Genomic DNA, 15,424 nt, shown 5'->3' with positions numbered 1-15,424 from the left:
GCCTGTCAACACCCTTTCGCTTGCCGCCTCTCCCAAGGGGTGCGGGGTGGCAGATGATCGGTCACCATATGATCGCGCAGGCTGACGCAGCGCAGGTTGACCGACAGCTCTTGCAGCGCGCCCCACCAGTCGAGATACCCACGCCTTGCGGCGGCGATCTGCTGGGCGGAGGGCGCATAGGTTACCGGGCAGCACCGAACCTCGCGCCTCATCTTCCGGCCGCGGTGCTTCCACTCGATCACCTCGCACACCTGCGTCCTGGCGAACTCTCCATGCTTGCTGTCCCGCCACCCCAAGAGCGGCACCACCCTTGGCCGCGCCCCCGGCATCCAATCCGGGGTGATCCCGGCGCGGGCCAGCTCGGCGATACGGATCGCCATGCCGATGCCACCCCGGTTCGAAGGCAGGTTTTCGACGATGGCCGCCACGATCTCGGCATCATCATGCGGATAGGACCTGCCGATCGACGTGTCGATCCGCACCCCGCCAAGCTCAGCCCGCTTGGCCATGATCCAGATCATATCCACGCCAGGCCGCGTTTCCCCCTCAAGCCGGGCATGGGGATCGGTCCTGATCTGGGCACATTCCCGGCCGAAGGCCCATTCGAGGATTTGCTGCACCCCGACAGCCTTTTTTTCCCGGCAGGCCACGACCGCAGGGCGATGGTCAAATACTTTTGACGATCCGACCTGCCGATTTCCCAACATATTGTGCGCCCTCGTCATTGATCTGCCTCATGTTGATTTCGTGGTTTCTTCGGTTGGGCTTGATGGGCTTGAAACTGTTTCAGTTGGGCTTGAGATTGATAAAGATTATCGTTCGAAGAATATAACGAAAACAAAGACATAGACGCGAATTTGGGCCCGACGGGCTTGACGGGCTTGAGATTTCTACCCCCGCGCAGAAATCGACTTCCTCCCCTTCCGCACCTTCCATGAACACGCTCGCGCGCGCGGGCGGGAATCTCGGGCCCGTCAAGCCCGTCGGGCCCAAATCGCCGCCTAAGCCATTGACGTAAAACACCTTCCCCCGAACCCCCTTCCACACATCTCCGGCCCAACAGGTGCAATCTCAGGCCCATCGGACCCAAATTCAGGTGGCGGGCGTGACGGGCCTGACGGCGCGTTCCGTCTTCGAAGAAGGATATGGTGGGGTGCGGGGAGGTCATGCTGCACCCTCCCACGGCTCGCGCGGCAGGGTGATCCGGTTGAACCGGATGCCGTTCGTGCCCGTCATGACCTCTGCCACCTCGACGGTGCGCAGGTGCGGCGGCAGGGATGGCACGGTATCCACAGGCGGCGGTCCGATATCGACCAGCTGCGGGTGGATGTTGCGCATCAGGGGGCCTGTGGCGACCGCCCTTGGCACGCGGGTATGGGATGCGCACTGGGTACAGGCGCACCACTGGCTGTGTGAATGGTTCGCGCAGACGCCGGACTTGTTGCGTTCGTTCAGCACCCTGCCGCAGCCGGGTGCGGCGCAGACCCTTACAGATCCCATTCCGCGCCCCCTTGCTGCGACGATCCACCCCGCCCGCCTTGCGGCCTGTCATCGAAACGGCGCTGGAACGTGTCTGTGAGGCGAATGCCGCGATATCCGGTCACGCCGCTCTTGCCGGGGATGAAGGCCTTTCCGGTGGCCGGATGGCGCCACTTCTGGGCCTTGTCCTTCATCCTCAGCGACACGGTGCGGTTGCCCCAGCGCGTCTCGCCCTTTTCCTCCAGCCAGAACTGGAAGGCCTCGATCAGGTCCTTGGCAGGCATGAAGTCCTGTTCGGACCCGGTCACGACGGCACATTCGGCCAGCATCGTGCCGACCGGATCGCTTTCATCGCGATATTCCTGCGTTGCCGCCAGCACCATGTCCGGCTCTTGCAGCCCGTTTTCGAGGTAATCCAGTAGCCCCTCGATCGCCCAGTTCAGAATACCGGCCCGCTCCTCGAACAGCTTCTGGACCAGAAGCGGGTCACGCTCTTCCTTGGGGATCTGAACGTCGAACGGCACCAGCAGAAGCCGCCGCCAGATGCCATCATCCGTGCCGCGAATATCGGGCTTGTGGTTGCCGCTGATCGTCAGTTTGAAGACCGGCAGGAACTCGAAGAAATCGGCGTTCAGACCGCGCACCAGCATCGGCTCGCCGCCGGTCAGCTCCTTGATCTTCGCCTCCTGAAGGCGCTCGCCCTCTTCCGGCTCAGATGCGCGCACGAAACGGGCATTCACGAGCGGGATCATGTCTGGCGTCGCATCGGCGCCGGACCGGCGATTCTTGCCGATCAGGCTTTCGATCTTCGCCGTCGCGGCATAGTCGCCCAGGATGCGCGACATCAGGTCGACCAGAACAGATTTCCCGTTCGCTCCCATCCCGTAAAGGAAGACAAGCTTCTGTTCCCCGGTCAGCGCGGTCATCGACAGCCCGAACCAGCGTTGCAGGAATCGCCGCATCTCGGCCGCGGGCATCACCCGTTCAAGGAAGGCATCGAAGCCGGGGCATGTCGCGGCCGGGTCATGCGGCGGCGCAACCGACTTCGTCAAAAGCTGCGCGCGGTCATGCGGGACCAGGTCGACCTTGGCGACCCGCGACATGCCATCGTCCGAGGCGCCCGTGACCGAAAACCGAAGCACACAGCTTTGCGTGTTCACATCAAGCGCGCCGGAATCCAGATCCTCCAGACGCTTCGACAGGCCCACACCTGCCTCTGTCACCATCGCGTCGATGCGCCCGGTGTTGCCCGTTGTCTTGGCGAAGTTGCGATGCGCACGGCGCAGGTCGGACAGCGTCTTTTTCAGGGGCGCGATGCGGCGCAGGTCGGCGTCGATCGCGTCGATCCTGACCTGCGCCTCTGCCTCGATCTTCCCGGCCTCATCGGTTTTCAGGGCCAGATCGTGCCGCTCACGCTCCAGCGCCGCCTCTTTCGCGATCAGCTCCATCTGGAACTCGGGCAGGGTGAGATGATGAACCTCCTTTTCGATCAGGCCGGATACCTTCTGCGCGCGGCGACGCACCTCGATCTTGTCGTCATCGGGCGACCAGAGACGGCCGTTCCACACGAACCAACCCACGCGCGGCACCCACAGGACATCCTCGCCGAAATAGAGCGAAAATCGGTCACCGTTGCCGATGTCGTTCTGCGGAAAGCGCGCGGCGCGCCAGATCAGGTCCGGGTCAACGGGCGGCATCTGCCCATCATCGTCGCCACCGTCATCGACGGGCGCATCATGCGGCGGGTCGATCGGCGGGGTGGACCCGCCACCCGCTGCCTGCATTTCTTCCGGCAGGTCGACCTCTTCGGCCGCGCCCATCAGCTCCTTCACCTGGTCAATGCCTGACATGACCCACCCCTTCGTTTTCTTGGCGCCACGCCTCTTCACGGGCGGGCCAGTAGTTCTCGACGGCCCAGGCGCAGGCCTCGCGGATGATCTCGGCAACGGCGCGGCCCACGCGGCCTGTCCCGCCGCAGAAGTTGCAGGGAACGACCTGATCCATCGCCCCCGCAGCCCGCAGATCGTCGCGGCGCAGCGCGCAGGCGGGGCAATCCTCGCCGTTGCCGTGAAGGGTGATGTCAGGCATCGCTTGCCCCCATCAGCACGTCGTTCAGGTCTTGGCCCTCCGGCACCGGCACGATCCGCGCCGACAGGCCGGGGCGGCGGGCCATCGCGCGGCGGGCACCGGACAGAAGCTTGGCGTGGGTCGATTTCGGCTCGGAATCGCCGTCCTGGATCAGGATCAGGTCGCGGACCCATTCAGGCGGCACGAAGGCCTCGGCATCGGTCATGTCGGGGATGCCGGCATATTTCTTGCCTTGCCCCATGATCCGCGCGCCCGAGATGTTGCCAAGATCGATGCCGCACCAATAGACTGCACCCGCCGGGACACCAGCCGCCAGCGCGGACAGCGTCGTCTCGATCCCCTCACCCATGACCATGGTCTCAGACCGCGCCCAGGGGCCGGAAAGGCGGATCGCGCCGCCCTTCTTCGCGCCCAGCGTCTTCTTGGATTTCAGGACCTCGCCGGTCAGCGGATCGGTGATCAGGGCCTTGCCCTTCGGCTGCGACAGGTCGATCCATGTCCGATGGACGGCAGTTCCCTTGCCGTCGGCCGCCTGGATGGACGCAATCATCGCCGGGCCGCAATGGACCTCGCGCCAGCCCGTCTGGCCCTTGACCATGTATCGGCAGGCGGGATGAAACCGCAGGCAGTTCGGCAGCGCCGGATACCTCTCGCGCGGAATGCCCCGCAGGGCGAGGTAATCGCGCACGGGCGTGTCCTCGGCCGGGACCGATGCCAGCCATATCTCGCGCGCGGCGGCGATCGCGTCGGCGCGGTATTTCGCCGCGTCACGCGCCTGCCTTGCGCGGTTTTCCTCGGCGCGGCGATCCATCTCCGCGCGTTCTGCCGGGGTCAGCTCGGCCTTGGGGCCGCAAAGCCAGTCCAGCGCCGCCTTGAACTCCACCCCGCGCACGAACATCACCAGATGCACCTGGTCGCCCTTGGCCCCGCAGATCCGGCAGTTGAAGAGGTTCTTCGCGGCGTTCAGCGAAAAGCGGTCCCGACCGCCGCAGCCGATGCCGGGGCACGGGCCGGTCCACTCGCGCCCCGCGCGCTTAAGGCCCGATATGCCAAGCAGGTCGGAAACATCCTTGATCGGCTTGGCCTTCGCATCGGCCAGGCGATAATCGCTGTCGTAAGCCATCCCTCGGTCAGTCCTGCTGGCGCCTCAGCGCCTCTTGTGCGCGGCCAAGCCGCCATTCGTTGAATCGGACAATGCGCCCGCGCAGATCCTCGTATTCATGCCGCCAGCCCTCGGACCACGGCGTCAGGCCGCAAAGCGCGTCGAAGCAGAGCGCCATCCCCATGATCTGCGGCACCTGCGACAGGCGCGGACGCAGGTCCTTCAGCGCCGACAACAGCAGCTGTTCGCGCGCCGCATCCCGCACCACCGGCAGCAGATAGGCCGTCAGCCCCGAAACGAACGCGGCATCGGCCGGTCCCATCGTCGGTTCGGCCCGTCCACCGGATATGTGCGGCGCGGCTGTCATTCCCCGGCATCCGGCTCCAGCGGTTTGATATGGTCGGCCAGATCAAGCGCCGCCTGCCGGTCATCGTCCCGGTCCATCCAGCGAAACGCCGGTTCCACGCCCGCCCACCGCCGGTCCCAAACGAACCAGGCATTGCGCTGCGGCGGTGACCCCTCGCCCGTGAAATCGAGCTTCCAGCGCATCAGGTAGCAGTAGGAAAACGGATGCGCATCGAGGAGCGCGCCCAACCCGTTCGCCCGCGCCGCCGGCCAGTCCCAGGACAGGAGCAACGCGCAGTATTCCCACTCCGGCAGGTCCAGCGTGTGACGCAGCCAGCGACCGTGACCGTCACGCGCGTTGATTTCCGCATAGGGCGGGTTGGTGATGATCGCGGGGGCCGGGGCGGCGGCGAAATCGTAGAAACTCTCGATGGCAGTATCCGGCCAGCCCCGATCCACGATATCCGACCCGAGGACCGTCAATCCCGCATCGACCATCGGCCGGGCCATATCGCCCGCGCCGACGCATGGCTCCCACACCTTGCCCAGCGGCATGATCCGCGCACCGTCCCGCGCCAGCAGCGCCCGGATCGCCTCGGGCTGGCCCGTGGGGTAGAAATCGTCCGCCCGGCGCACATCCTCGCGCGGCGCGACATGCTCAGGCCAGTCATCGCCATGCAATGCGCCCTGCCGCGCGTCGGCGACCGGCTTGGCCTTCGTGGCGCGGAACAGCGATCTTGAGGATGGCGCGCTCATGTCACCGCCCTCATCGCCTTGCGCTCCTTCGCCGCGACTTCAGCCATGCGCGCGCCCATCGCGGCCTCGCCGCTCAGCTGCGGGACGGGCGCGTTGGTGCAAAGCTCTTTCCGGGCGATCGCCATCAGGGCGGTGCGGAAGATTTCCGCCGGGCGCCGCCCGCGATAGTCGTCGGTCTGCGACAGGGCGAGACATTGGCCTTGCAGCTTTGCCAAATCTTGCCGGGCGCAAAACGCGACAAGGTCCGCATCCCGCGCCGCCGCGCCCAACTCGCGCAGCACGGAAAACCACGGGACAAGGACCGACGCGGCATACAGGTCGGTGCGCTGATGCTCCATCTGCCGCAGTGCCTCCAAGGCCAGCGTCACCAGATGCCCATATCCCCCCTCGATATACCTGCGCACCTCATTGACCGAGGCGATGTCGCCGGGCTTGATGCCGCTGCCGGGATTGTAGGTCATCAGGCGGCAGCCCGCGGCCGAAACCGCGGCCTCGGCCGCGACGGCCCAATCGACGCGGGCGGCCAGTGCGGCCTTGTAGACATGGAAGGCCGACATGCGCACCACGTTGCCGTTGATTGCGGCAAATGCGGCGGCCTGGCCGACCTCGGCCGTCATGACGATCATCGCCGGAACCCGGTCGAAACCGCAGATCTTCGCGGCATGGGTCCGGTGCTGCCCGTCGATCAAGGCATACTGTCCGCCGACGATGGGGGCCGCGACGATCGGCGCAAACATGGACCAGCTGAACTGCGCCGCGATCTTGCGGATCGCGGTCCAATTCGCCGCGGCAAGCGGGCGCTGGTAGCTGTCATCGATGCGCAGATCGTCAATCTCGACCCAGCGCAACTCAGGCACCGCGCCCGCACGAACCTCATCGGGCGGCAGGATGGCCGTGTTGCCGATATCGACCTTGCGAAGCGCGCTCATACCTCTCCCCTCGCATAGACAAAGACGGGCTTGTTCATGCCGACCGCTTCGCGGGCCTCGTGCCAGATGCCATCGCTCTGGTCCCAGCCTGGAAGATCGGGAATGACGACGGCCGAAGACCGCGACAGAAGCGGCGCGCACCAGCGCGTCCAGAACACGACATCGAGCGGGTCCAGCGCCGCGCTGGCGTGGCACATGGCAGCCGCCTGCACGATCGGCGAAATCGCGGTCAGGCCAAGCGCGGTAAGGCGGCAGCTGGCCCGCGCGGCACGCTCTGCCGCCACCAGCGATTCAACCTGTGACCATCGCCCGGCATCATCGACCGCAAGCTTGGTGTAGGGCGTCGCGACATAGATCAGGCCAGCAGCCTTACGCGCGACCATCTCCGGCGTCTGGCCGAAATGGATCAGCGGGTCCTTGCCCCAGTCCCTGACATTCATCAACGCGCCCCAGGCGGGCGTCCGGCCCAGTGTCATGCCGAAATCTCCCCGCCCAGGGCGCTGGTCCGGCGTCCGTGAGTGACACGCGCCAAAGAAAAGGGCGCGGACGAAACGGGATGAATCGCCCGCGCCAGTGATCCGCCAGCGCCGAGACATGCCGCGAGGACGGCAGCGCCGGGGCGGATGGTCAAAAATTCTTGACCCTGCGGAAAAGGCGGGCGGGATGCCAAGGCATATCCCGCCCGAAGTCCAACAGGGAGGTAAGGCCTGCCGGTTGCCGCGGGTCTCCTTTGGGGGGTGTGACCTGGCTGTGATGCGGTAACCGGCAGGGCCATCAGCGCACCCCCTTGCAAGGGGTGTCGCCCGCAGATGCGGTAGGTGCCGCCGCATCCGCCCCCGACACCGGTCTAGCAACCAATGACGGGCGAGAGGTCCCGAAGGACCCGCGCGCTTGCGCTTCCATCGCGTGGCCGACGATCTGGCCCACGACACGTTTCGTGACCGACTGGACGGCCAGCTTCTTGCCAGCCTCGGTCAGGTATTCGGGGTGGTTGGCAAAGGCATCCAGCACCGCACCCTCGACCAGCCGCCAGAGGCGATGATGATCGGCCCGCTTGACGCGCGCCGGTGATCGCACTGACGTCCGCACGATGGTCATTCGCTGCCCCCCATGATCCGGCCGAAGGCGTCGGGGTGCATGAAGGCCAGCATCGCCACCTTGTCGCCGGTCGGGCGCGACAGCCCGTCGAACCAGTTGCAGGCGGTCTGCAAGGTCACGCCCATCTCGGTCGCGCAGCGGTCGCGTGTCCCGAAGACGCATTCCACCAGCCGCGACCAGCGCGGCAGGAAGGTGCTGCGATAGGCGGCCGGGTCCGGGCGGTGATAGGTGCGCCGATAGGCATCCCGCGACCGGCCCCGCCCCTCAAAAACATTCGACCAAGACTTTTGACCTGAATCGCTGGCAGGCTTGGGCTGCGAACAGATCAGGAAAGGTTTCGGAGATGTCATTTGCCCCTCGTACTCAGAACGGAAACACGGAAACCGGCTTCGGCCGCCGGAGGCACCGCCGCGCCTGCGTCGCAGGCCGCTGGCGGTTCAGATGAGGGACGCCGGGTCATGCGGCGTCTCCCTGCGGCTGCTTTTTGCGAAAGAAGTGTTCCGCCTGAAGCGGAACATCGTTCTCGCGAGCGAAGTCCATCAGGACCTGCTGGATATCCGAAGGGATCAACCCGTCAGAACCACCCCTGCTTTTCGGATAACCCCACCGACGCACGCGAATTTCGCTGCGCCCGGTGATGCGCGCCACTTCCGTGACACCCCCGCAGATCGTGATGACTGTATTTGCTGGTTCAAGAAGCATGGCCACAAATATTGCGATTATCGCAACGTTTGGCAAGCCCGTTTCTTGCGATTTTCGCGGCTAAACGAAAATTGCGATTTCGGCAAATATGTAAACCATGGAAATCGTTGATGGAAACTGGATATCAGCCCGACTGACGGGCGCGCGGGGCGAAAAGAAGCGCCTCGCGGATCATATTGGCATCCGACCCGACCAGCTGACGAAGATCATCACTGGCGAAAGGCAGGTCCAACCGGCCGAGCACCCAAGGATACTCGAATTTTTCGGTGAGGGAGCGATCGTCCCGACTGAGCTACGAGACCTGATTGAGGTAGCACAACAGCTAGAACCCAAAGAGCGGGATTTTCTGCTAACCTCTGCACGAGCGCTTCTCGCTCAGCGCCAGGCGGAAGAGAAGTGATTTGACGAAGCCGCTCCGTGACCTCGACAATGTCTGCCAGATCCATGCCCCATATCCCTACAGCGTTCTGAGAACATATATCGAACACGCTCGATTAACCATACGCCAGATGTCGTGCTGCGCGACTGGCTCAGTGGAAAAACTACCAGATGTTGAAAATATGTGATTCGAAATCAATATGTGCCGTTGTTTCGGTATTAATTACAGTTGCCGGCAGTCAGCCAGCACTGGCTTGGTGGCCTTTCAAATCGTCCGAAGAGAAGCTTGCCGAGGCTTGCGAACAGGTCCTCTCCGAGCGATTGAAGTCGCCATCAAGCTATCGCCGCACAGAATTGATTGGCCCGACCGTATCGAGCGCCACCTGGGAAGAGTCTCAAGGATGGAACTTTGAAGAACGGAAGAAGCATGATGAAGCCTTCATGTCGCGCAATTCCGAAGCGAAGCATTCGATGGACCTGTCGAAGAGGCTTTGGGAATCCGGCAACTATAAGCTCGTGAGGCTGGGGATACGGTATGAGGCCGCCAACAGCTTCGGTGCATCAATTGCAGGAGCCGCAGTATGCACCGGGCCGGTAAGAGACGGAGACGACATCGCCGAAATCGACCCGTCAAGCCTACGAATTAACGGCTACACAAGCTTCGACTGGAGCATCGCGCAGATCGGCACGTCAAACTAATTGCGAATATCGCAAATTTATAGTTGACCTTCTGTTGCGATATTCGCAATATATCCTTCATCGAAACCGATGGAGGCCGACATGCCCATCTTCCCGAAGACCCAGGCGGTGCAGGATGCCTTGCGCATTGTCACTGACCCTGAATTCGCCCAGAAGGTCGGGCAAAGCGTCCGCAACCTTGCCTGGCTGACCCTGACCAGCGCGCGGGGCACGACCGTCAGCCAGATCCGCCCGCGCCGGGTCACCCGGCCCTCGACCGGCGGGGATGCAGCATGAAACCCGCGCTTCACAACATTCGCCGCAGGCAGGCCGAACAGCGCCGCCGCCTTTTCATCCTGACCGCCGCCTTCGTCGCCAGCATCGTGGTGGCCCAGCTGGCCGAGGCCGCGTGGACCGATCACAACGCCGCCCGCATCGCGTCGGGGTCCTGACATGTGCTGGGGGGCATTCTTCGCGGGCCTGTGCGCCACGATGCTGCTGATCGCCGTCATCGTCATCGGCGGCATCTGGCTGGCGGCCGAGATGAGCGAAATCATCGACGGCGCCGATGAGCCGCGCGGATGACCGCGCGCATCGCCGCTCTGGCATGGGGCGCGACCGTCGCCCTTCTGATCGCGGCCGCCATCGCTGGCCGCCTCTTCTGACAGTTTTCCGATTTGGGTGGGGACCCAACCGCATGGAGAGTGCAATGACCCTGTATCGTATCATCCCGGCCCTGCCGCTTCTGGCCATCGGCTTTGCCACACCTGCCGCCGCCATGGGCGACCGCTGCGTGATGGTCATCGACCCGGCAACGCGGCAGTGCATCGCAAACCCGGAAACCGGCCGCTGCCTTTGCGACCGCCCGACCGCCTCGATCCGCGATCAGGCCGACCGCCGCGGCGAAGCCAAGGCAAGGCCTGCGCGACCCGAAACCCAAACCCCCGACCGCGAACCCGACAGCCGCACCGACCCCGAAGGGTACGACCGCTGGCGGGACCGGCAGGGCAAGGGCGGTCTCTGACCGCCAGACCAGTCCAGAAAATGACCCCCGGAGGGAACATCGCGATGGAACTAGAAGAATTCACAGAGCGGTTTGTCAAAGAGATGGTCCGCCTCGGCGGTGAGACCTTCGCGGATGGATCAAGCGTTGCTGAGTACGCCCGTGAGACGGCTCCCCTCTACTACGCCGAAGACTACCAGCGCGAGGAAGGCCCAGAGGCTTGCGCCGAGGCCGACATCGACTGCTGGGAATACGAATCCACCTGACACCCCCCGGAGGTAACGATGAAACTGACGATCGAACCAACAAAACAACTGACGATGATCGAAGGTGCGCCATGCAGGATCTGGGAGGGCGTTGATGAAAATGGAACTCCCGTCAAAGTGTGGGTCAGAACGTTGTCGCCGCAAACCCACGATGAGGATCGACTCCGAGCGTTCGAAGCCGAACTGAAGGCGCTAACGTCGCTCGGCCCCGGCGCGATCGACTACAGGTTTCTTGCTGACTGAAAGCCCACCTAATCACGGAGGACACGACGGTGCCGAGACACTGCCCTGACTGCAAAGCGCAGATGCGCGATGACGGAATCAACTGCTGGTGCGTCCAGGCCGATTGCAGTTTCAGCGGATACGTCGATCTGAAGACGGGCAGGATCGACCGCGACCAAGACGATGGCCACCCCGATGAATGGGATAACCAGGACGACGGCGGGTTCGACGAATGCGGGATGACCTCCGACGGCACCTGCATGCTCGCCGGAACCGAACATTGCGATTGGGACTGCCCGCACTCGCGGTAGTCCACCTGACCACCCCGGAGGGAATGATGACCAAGACCATTTGCATATATCACGGCAACTGCGCCGATGGGTTCACCGCCGCCTGGGCGGTTCGAAAGGCGCTTGGCGACCAGGTCGAATATGTGCCCGGCACCTATGGTGCGCCGGCGCCGGACGTGAACGGCGCCGACGTGATCATGGTCGATTTCAGCTACAAGCGCCCGGTGCTGGACCAGATGGCCAAAGCCGCCCGTTCGATCCTGATCCTCGATCATCACAAGACAGCGGAAGCCGACCTTAAGGGGTTCGGCGTCGACATGAGTGCGTGGACACCGCCATTCGGATGGAAGCGCCACACCATGAATGTGGCGCAGGATATTTGTGAAGGTATCCCCTACGCTTCCAGCTATGTCATTTTCGACATGGACCGCTCCGGCGCCCAGATCGCATGGGACTTCTTCCATCCGGGTGAGCAGCGCCCTGCACTTGTGGACTATGTTGCTGACCGAGATCTGTGGAAATTCAGCGAGACACGCTCGCGTGACATTGCGGCATGGTATTTCAGCCACCCCTATGACTTCAGGGTTTGGAGCGATCTTGCCTCGACGCTTGAAACTGGCGCCGGGCGAAACGCTGCCGCCGCAGAAGGTGCCGCAATCGAGCGCAAGCACCACAAAGACATTGGTGAGCTTCTGAAGATCACCCGCCGCGAAATGGTGATCGGCGGTCACCGCGTCCCGGTCGCGAACCTGCCCTACACCATGGCCAGCGATGCTGCCGGTGCCATGGCCGAAGACGCACCCTTTGCCGCCTGCTACTTCGACCGCGCAGATGCACGCGTGTTCTCGCTGCGATCGCGCGGGGAAGGCGGCCTCGATGTTGCGGAGATCGCCGCCAACTACGGCGGCGGCGGCCACAAGAACGCGGCGGGCTTCCAGATGCCGATCGGCTGGGAGGGTGAAGCCCCGTCAGGCCAGTCCACCTAATCACCCCCAGAGGCACCCCATGGCCAAGGTCCTGATCGGCTGCGAGACGAGCGGCATCGCCCGCCGGGCCTTCGCGGCGCGGGGCCATGACGTGTGGTCCTGCGACATGCTCCCGGCCGAGGATGGATCGAACCGCCACGTCGTCTGCGATATCCGTGACGGCATCCTGAACGACGGCTGGGACCTGCTGGCCGTGATGCATCCGCCCTGCACCCGGCTCTGCCGGTCGGGGCGCCGCTGGATGAGCGGACCGGGGAAGTGGACGCAGCCAAAGAAGCTCCCCGCCGGGCGCACATGGGCCGACATGCGCGACGAATTCGATACTGGCGTGTCGGTCTTCACCGCCTGCTGGACAGCCCCGATCGAGCGCGTCGCAATCGAGAACCCGGAAATGAACGACCTCGCCCGCGACAGGATGCCGGGCGACCTGCCCACGCCGCAGATGGTGCAGCCCTTCTGGTTCGGCGAACCGGCCTACAAGGCGACCGGCTGGTACCTGCGCGGCCTGCCGGAACTGGAACCGACCGACATGCTGCCCGAACCGGAACGCCTCAGCGCAGAATGGAAACGCTGGTGCCGCATCCATCGGATGCCACCCGGACCGGAGCGCGCCCGCCTGCGCAGCCGGTCCTTCCCGAAAATGATGGCCGCCGCCGCTGACCAGTGGGGCGGACATGCCGAGACCATGATGGAGGCCGCGAATGGCTAACCAGACCGCAATCGAGTGGTGCGACAAGACGTTCAACCCATGGACCGGCTGCACCAAGGTCAGCCCGGCTTGCGATCATTGCTACGCCGAGGGCTGGGCGAAGCGGAGCGGTCATGTCGAATGGGGGCCGCATGGGTCGCGGCGACGCACATCGCCCGCGTACTGGAAGGGGCCGGAGAAATGGAACGCCGAGGCACGCGCGAAGGGTATCCGCTACCGCGTGTTCTGCGCCTCGCTGGCCGATGTATTCGATAACCACGGCTCTATCACAAGCGGCTGGCGCGGCGACCTCTGGCACCTGATCGCGCGGACCCCGCACCTCGACTGGCTCCTCCTGACCAAGCGCCCCCAGAACATCGGGAAGATGCTGCCCGATGGATATGGCGCCCCGGCATGGGGCAACGGCTGGGATAACGTCTGGCTCGGCACCACGGTCGAGAACCAGACCGAGGCGGATCGGCGAATACCTCGCCTTCTGAGCATTCCGGCGAAGGTTCATTTTTCGTCATGTGAGCCGCTGCTTGGACAGCTTGACCTGACGAAAATCCCCTACGGCAATCCCATTGGGAACGCCCCCAGCTTCATGGACGCCCTTTCGGGGCGCATCTGGATGCCAAAAGGCGCACCGGATTGGCCGATTGACCCGCGCGCCACCGTAGGAGATCGGACATATGTCGATCTATGCCGCCGTCTCCGCTGGATCATCGCCGGAGGCGAGAGCGGCCCCGGCGCGCGGCCGATGCACCCGGATTGGGCGCGTGATCTTCGTGACCAGTGCGCGGCGGCAGGCGTCCCGTTCCTGTTCAAGCAGTGGGGTGAATGGACGCCAGGCGAAAACGCAGGCGATGTCATCAGCGGCTACCGCGCCAACGCGACGTGGTGGGACAACCAGTGGCTATTCGGCACAACGAACATGGCCGACCCGGAGGCCGATTGGCATGATGAACCTGACCTATATCGCGTCGGCAAGAAGCGCGCGGGCCGCCTCCTCGATGGGGTGACGCATGATGCTTTCCCGGAGGTGACATGACCGCCCCGCGCGCCCGCATCGACCACGCTTTCGCGCCGCGACTGATGCCAGCCGATGAGGCCGCGCACTACCTCGGCGTCAGCCCCTCGATGCTGCGCCAGCTCGATATCCCCCGCAAGCCGCTGGGCGCGAAGCGTCTCTATGACCGGCTGGACCTCGACCGCTTCGCGTCCGATCTTCCCTATGAGGGAGAATCAGCGGGGGGCGCGAACGGATGCGACGACATCTTCGGAGCGAGCGGGTGAAACAGCCCCGCGTCCATCGCATGACGAAGGGCGGGACGCTCTACAAATGGCACCGCGTCACCCGCGCGCCTCTGCCCACCGATATCCCCGAGGATCACCCCGATTTCATCGCCGCCTGGAACGCCGAGGAGGCGAAGAAGGCACCGGACCGGTCACGCGCCACGAAAGGCACCATCGGCGCGGCATGGGAGGGCCTGAAGGCTACGGCCGCGTTCCGGGGCTACAGCGCCGTCTACCGCGCGCAGGTGGTGCGTCATGGCGATGCCATCGCCACGCTCTACGGCAAGGCGCCGATGGCCGACCTGCGCGACTATCACATCAGGAAGGACCTGGAAAAGCTCGACGCGCATCCCGCCATCGCGCGCCTGAAGACATGGCGGCTGATCTGCGCCCATGCGCGCGAGGCCAACATGACGCGGATCGTCGCCACCGATGGCGTGACAAAGCCGAAGGCAGCGCCAGTCCAGAAGCGCGCGCCCTGGGATGAGCGGGAGGTCGCGCGCTATCGGGCGAAATGGGCCATCGGCACCCCGCAACGGCTCTGCTTTGAACTGCTGTACTGGACCGGCGCGCGAACGAACGACGCGGTGCGACTGACGCCCTCGATGGTATCCAGCGACGGCCTTCTGCGGTTCCGCCAGTCAAAGACGGGCCACGACGCGCTGGTGCCATGGACTAGCGCCCTGCCCGCCTGGGCGGAATGGATGGAGGCGGATCGCAAGATCCTGCATCAGTGCCTCGCCGAGGTGCGCGGCTTCACTTTCCTGGAGGTCAACGGCCGCGTCCGATCGTTCAAGGGCCTGTCGAACCTCATCAGCCGCGCGGCCGAGGATGCGAAGATCATCGGCAAGACCGCCCACGGCCTGCGCGCCACCCGCCTAACCCTGATCGCGGAATCGGGCGGCCCGGCGCATGCAATCATGACATGGGGCGGCCACAAAACCCTGTCCGAGGCCGAGGGCTACACCCGCGAAGCAGACCGCCGGAAGGTGCTTTTGGGAACGGAACAAAAACGAAACCCTGTAAACCGCTCTGTAAACCAGAAATAGAGCATTGATAATAAACGAGAAAATCGGAAGATGGCGGCCCCGGCAGGAGTGAAAGAACCGCAAAGATTC

At 64.3% G+C, this 15,424-nt stretch carries 26 protein-coding genes; 14 read left to right on the top strand and 12 right to left on the bottom strand.

The features are described 5' to 3' along the window. Window positions 1-5 precede the first annotated feature (5 nt). The 12 genes from LX70_RS19790 to LX70_RS19740 all read right to left on the bottom strand — a co-directional run bounded on the left by LX70_RS19790 (window position 6) and on the right by LX70_RS19740 (window position 8,505). A complete protein-coding gene (locus LX70_RS19790; protein WP_146111672.1) occupies window positions 6-620 on the bottom strand; it encodes a hypothetical protein in 615 nt (204 codons plus the stop codon). A 544-nt stretch (window positions 621-1,164) separates the two neighbouring features. Next, window positions 1,165-1,500: a hypothetical protein gene (locus LX70_RS20570; RefSeq protein WP_146111671.1), complete on the bottom strand. Its 336-nt coding sequence runs from the start codon at window positions 1,498-1,500 to the stop codon at window positions 1,165-1,167. Then, entirely contained in the window at window positions 1,488-3,329 is a 1,842-nt protein-coding gene (locus LX70_RS19785; RefSeq protein WP_105516527.1) for a DNA primase family protein, read from the bottom strand. Before LX70_RS19785 ends, LX70_RS20570 begins: the two co-directional genes overlap by 13 nt. Next, window positions 3,316-3,567, bottom strand: a complete 252-nt coding sequence (locus tag LX70_RS19780) for a hypothetical protein (RefSeq protein WP_105516526.1) — start codon at window positions 3,565-3,567, stop codon at window positions 3,316-3,318. Before LX70_RS19780 ends, LX70_RS19785 begins: the two co-directional genes overlap by 14 nt. Then, window positions 3,560-4,690: a DUF7146 domain-containing protein gene (locus LX70_RS19775; protein ID WP_105516525.1), complete on the bottom strand. Its 1,131-nt coding sequence runs from the start codon at window positions 4,688-4,690 to the stop codon at window positions 3,560-3,562. Before LX70_RS19775 ends, LX70_RS19780 begins: the two co-directional genes overlap by 8 nt. Window positions 4,691-4,697: 7 nt before the next feature. After that, window positions 4,698-5,036 (bottom strand): hypothetical protein, encoded by a 339-nt coding sequence (locus tag LX70_RS19770; protein WP_146111670.1) that lies wholly within the window; start codon window positions 5,034-5,036, stop codon window positions 4,698-4,700. Continuing rightward, entirely contained in the window at window positions 5,033-5,770 is a 738-nt protein-coding gene (locus LX70_RS19765; RefSeq protein WP_105516523.1) for a hypothetical protein, read from the bottom strand. The genes LX70_RS19770 and LX70_RS19765 overlap by 4 nt, the downstream gene beginning before the upstream one ends. Beyond that, the gene (locus tag LX70_RS19760) at window positions 5,767-6,699 is read right to left on the bottom strand and encodes a ParB N-terminal domain-containing protein (RefSeq protein ID WP_105516522.1); all 933 of its coding nucleotides are present in this window, start codon (window positions 6,697-6,699) and stop codon (window positions 5,767-5,769) included. Before LX70_RS19760 ends, LX70_RS19765 begins: the two co-directional genes overlap by 4 nt. Then, the gene (locus tag LX70_RS19755) at window positions 6,696-7,175 is read right to left on the bottom strand and encodes a DUF1937 family protein (RefSeq protein ID WP_245885152.1); all 480 of its coding nucleotides are present in this window, start codon (window positions 7,173-7,175) and stop codon (window positions 6,696-6,698) included. Before LX70_RS19755 ends, LX70_RS19760 begins: the two co-directional genes overlap by 4 nt. A 298-nt stretch (window positions 7,176-7,473) precedes the next feature. Then, window positions 7,474-7,797 carry a hypothetical protein gene (locus tag LX70_RS20565; RefSeq protein ID WP_146111669.1) on the bottom strand — a complete coding sequence of 108 codons (324 nt, stop codon included), beginning with the start codon at window positions 7,795-7,797 and terminating at the stop codon, window positions 7,474-7,476. After that, on the bottom strand, window positions 7,794-8,147 hold the full coding sequence (locus tag LX70_RS19745; RefSeq protein WP_105516520.1) for a hypothetical protein: 354 nt from the start codon (window positions 8,145-8,147) through the stop codon (window positions 7,794-7,796). Before LX70_RS19745 ends, LX70_RS20565 begins: the two co-directional genes overlap by 4 nt. Before the next feature lie 106 nt (window positions 8,148-8,253). Continuing rightward, complete coding sequence (locus LX70_RS19740; protein WP_211301760.1) at window positions 8,254-8,505, bottom strand: hypothetical protein; 252 nt, start codon at window positions 8,503-8,505, stop codon at window positions 8,254-8,256. Between the two features lie 91 nt (window positions 8,506-8,596). Here LX70_RS19740 and LX70_RS20560 point away from each other — a divergent pair, with 91 nt between their 5' ends. The 14 genes from LX70_RS20560 (at window position 8,597) to LX70_RS19685 (ending at window position 15,355) form a co-directional block, all read left to right on the top strand. After that, window positions 8,597-8,899 (top strand): helix-turn-helix domain-containing protein, encoded by a 303-nt coding sequence (locus LX70_RS20560; protein WP_146111668.1) that lies wholly within the window; start codon window positions 8,597-8,599, stop codon window positions 8,897-8,899. Between the two features lie 149 nt (window positions 8,900-9,048). After that, window positions 9,049-9,576 carry a hypothetical protein gene (locus LX70_RS20555; RefSeq protein ID WP_146111667.1) on the top strand — a complete coding sequence of 176 codons (528 nt, stop codon included), beginning with the start codon at window positions 9,049-9,051 and terminating at the stop codon, window positions 9,574-9,576. Window positions 9,577-9,657: 81 nt separating this feature from the next. Further along, the gene (locus tag LX70_RS19730; protein ID WP_146111666.1) at window positions 9,658-9,852 is read left to right on the top strand and encodes a hypothetical protein; all 195 of its coding nucleotides are present in this window, start codon (window positions 9,658-9,660) and stop codon (window positions 9,850-9,852) included. Further along, window positions 9,849-10,007, top strand: coding sequence for a hypothetical protein (locus LX70_RS20820; protein WP_170076261.1), 159 nt, complete (start codon window positions 9,849-9,851; stop codon window positions 10,005-10,007). The genes LX70_RS19730 and LX70_RS20820 overlap by 4 nt, the downstream gene beginning before the upstream one ends. 1 nt (window position 10,008) lies before the next feature. After that, a complete protein-coding gene (locus LX70_RS21085; RefSeq protein ID WP_281260470.1) occupies window positions 10,009-10,140 on the top strand; it encodes a hypothetical protein in 132 nt (43 codons plus the stop codon). Window positions 10,141-10,264: 124 nt separating this feature from the next. Next, on the top strand, window positions 10,265-10,579 hold the full coding sequence (locus LX70_RS19725) for a hypothetical protein (protein ID WP_105516516.1): 315 nt from the start codon (window positions 10,265-10,267) through the stop codon (window positions 10,577-10,579). A gap of 44 nt (window positions 10,580-10,623) precedes the next feature. Then, window positions 10,624-10,824, top strand: coding sequence for a hypothetical protein (locus tag LX70_RS19720; RefSeq protein WP_105516515.1), 201 nt, complete (start codon window positions 10,624-10,626; stop codon window positions 10,822-10,824). 18 nt (window positions 10,825-10,842) lie between these two features. Further along, the gene (locus LX70_RS19715; RefSeq protein ID WP_105516514.1) at window positions 10,843-11,067 is read left to right on the top strand and encodes a hypothetical protein; all 225 of its coding nucleotides are present in this window, start codon (window positions 10,843-10,845) and stop codon (window positions 11,065-11,067) included. A gap of 62 nt (window positions 11,068-11,129) precedes the next feature. Next, window positions 11,130-11,357: a hypothetical protein gene (locus LX70_RS19710; RefSeq protein ID WP_105516513.1), complete on the top strand. Its 228-nt coding sequence runs from the start codon at window positions 11,130-11,132 to the stop codon at window positions 11,355-11,357. Between the two features lie 26 nt (window positions 11,358-11,383). Further along, window positions 11,384-12,322 carry a DHH family phosphoesterase gene (locus LX70_RS19705; protein WP_105516562.1) on the top strand — a complete coding sequence of 313 codons (939 nt, stop codon included), beginning with the start codon at window positions 11,384-11,386 and terminating at the stop codon, window positions 12,320-12,322. A gap of 19 nt (window positions 12,323-12,341) precedes the next feature. Then, complete coding sequence (locus LX70_RS19700; RefSeq protein WP_105516512.1) at window positions 12,342-13,031, top strand: hypothetical protein; 690 nt, start codon at window positions 12,342-12,344, stop codon at window positions 13,029-13,031. Continuing rightward, window positions 13,024-14,061 (top strand): DUF5131 family protein, encoded by a 1,038-nt coding sequence (locus tag LX70_RS19695; protein ID WP_105516511.1) that lies wholly within the window; start codon window positions 13,024-13,026, stop codon window positions 14,059-14,061. The genes LX70_RS19700 and LX70_RS19695 overlap by 8 nt, the downstream gene beginning before the upstream one ends. Continuing rightward, on the top strand, window positions 14,058-14,306 hold the full coding sequence (locus LX70_RS19690; RefSeq protein ID WP_105516510.1) for a helix-turn-helix domain-containing protein: 249 nt from the start codon (window positions 14,058-14,060) through the stop codon (window positions 14,304-14,306). The genes LX70_RS19695 and LX70_RS19690 overlap by 4 nt, the downstream gene beginning before the upstream one ends. Further along, the gene (locus LX70_RS19685) at window positions 14,303-15,355 is read left to right on the top strand and encodes a tyrosine-type recombinase/integrase (protein WP_170076260.1); all 1,053 of its coding nucleotides are present in this window, start codon (window positions 14,303-14,305) and stop codon (window positions 15,353-15,355) included. The genes LX70_RS19690 and LX70_RS19685 overlap by 4 nt, the downstream gene beginning before the upstream one ends. The last annotated feature ends 69 nt before the right edge of the window (window positions 15,356-15,424 follow it).

The sequence above is a fragment of the Albidovulum denitrificans genome, assembly GCF_002973535.1.
GTDB lineage: Bacteria > Pseudomonadota > Alphaproteobacteria > Rhodobacterales > Rhodobacteraceae > Albidovulum > Albidovulum denitrificans.
The sequence above is the reverse complement of the archived record's forward strand: the minus strand, read 5'-3'. Positions and strand labels throughout refer to the sequence as shown.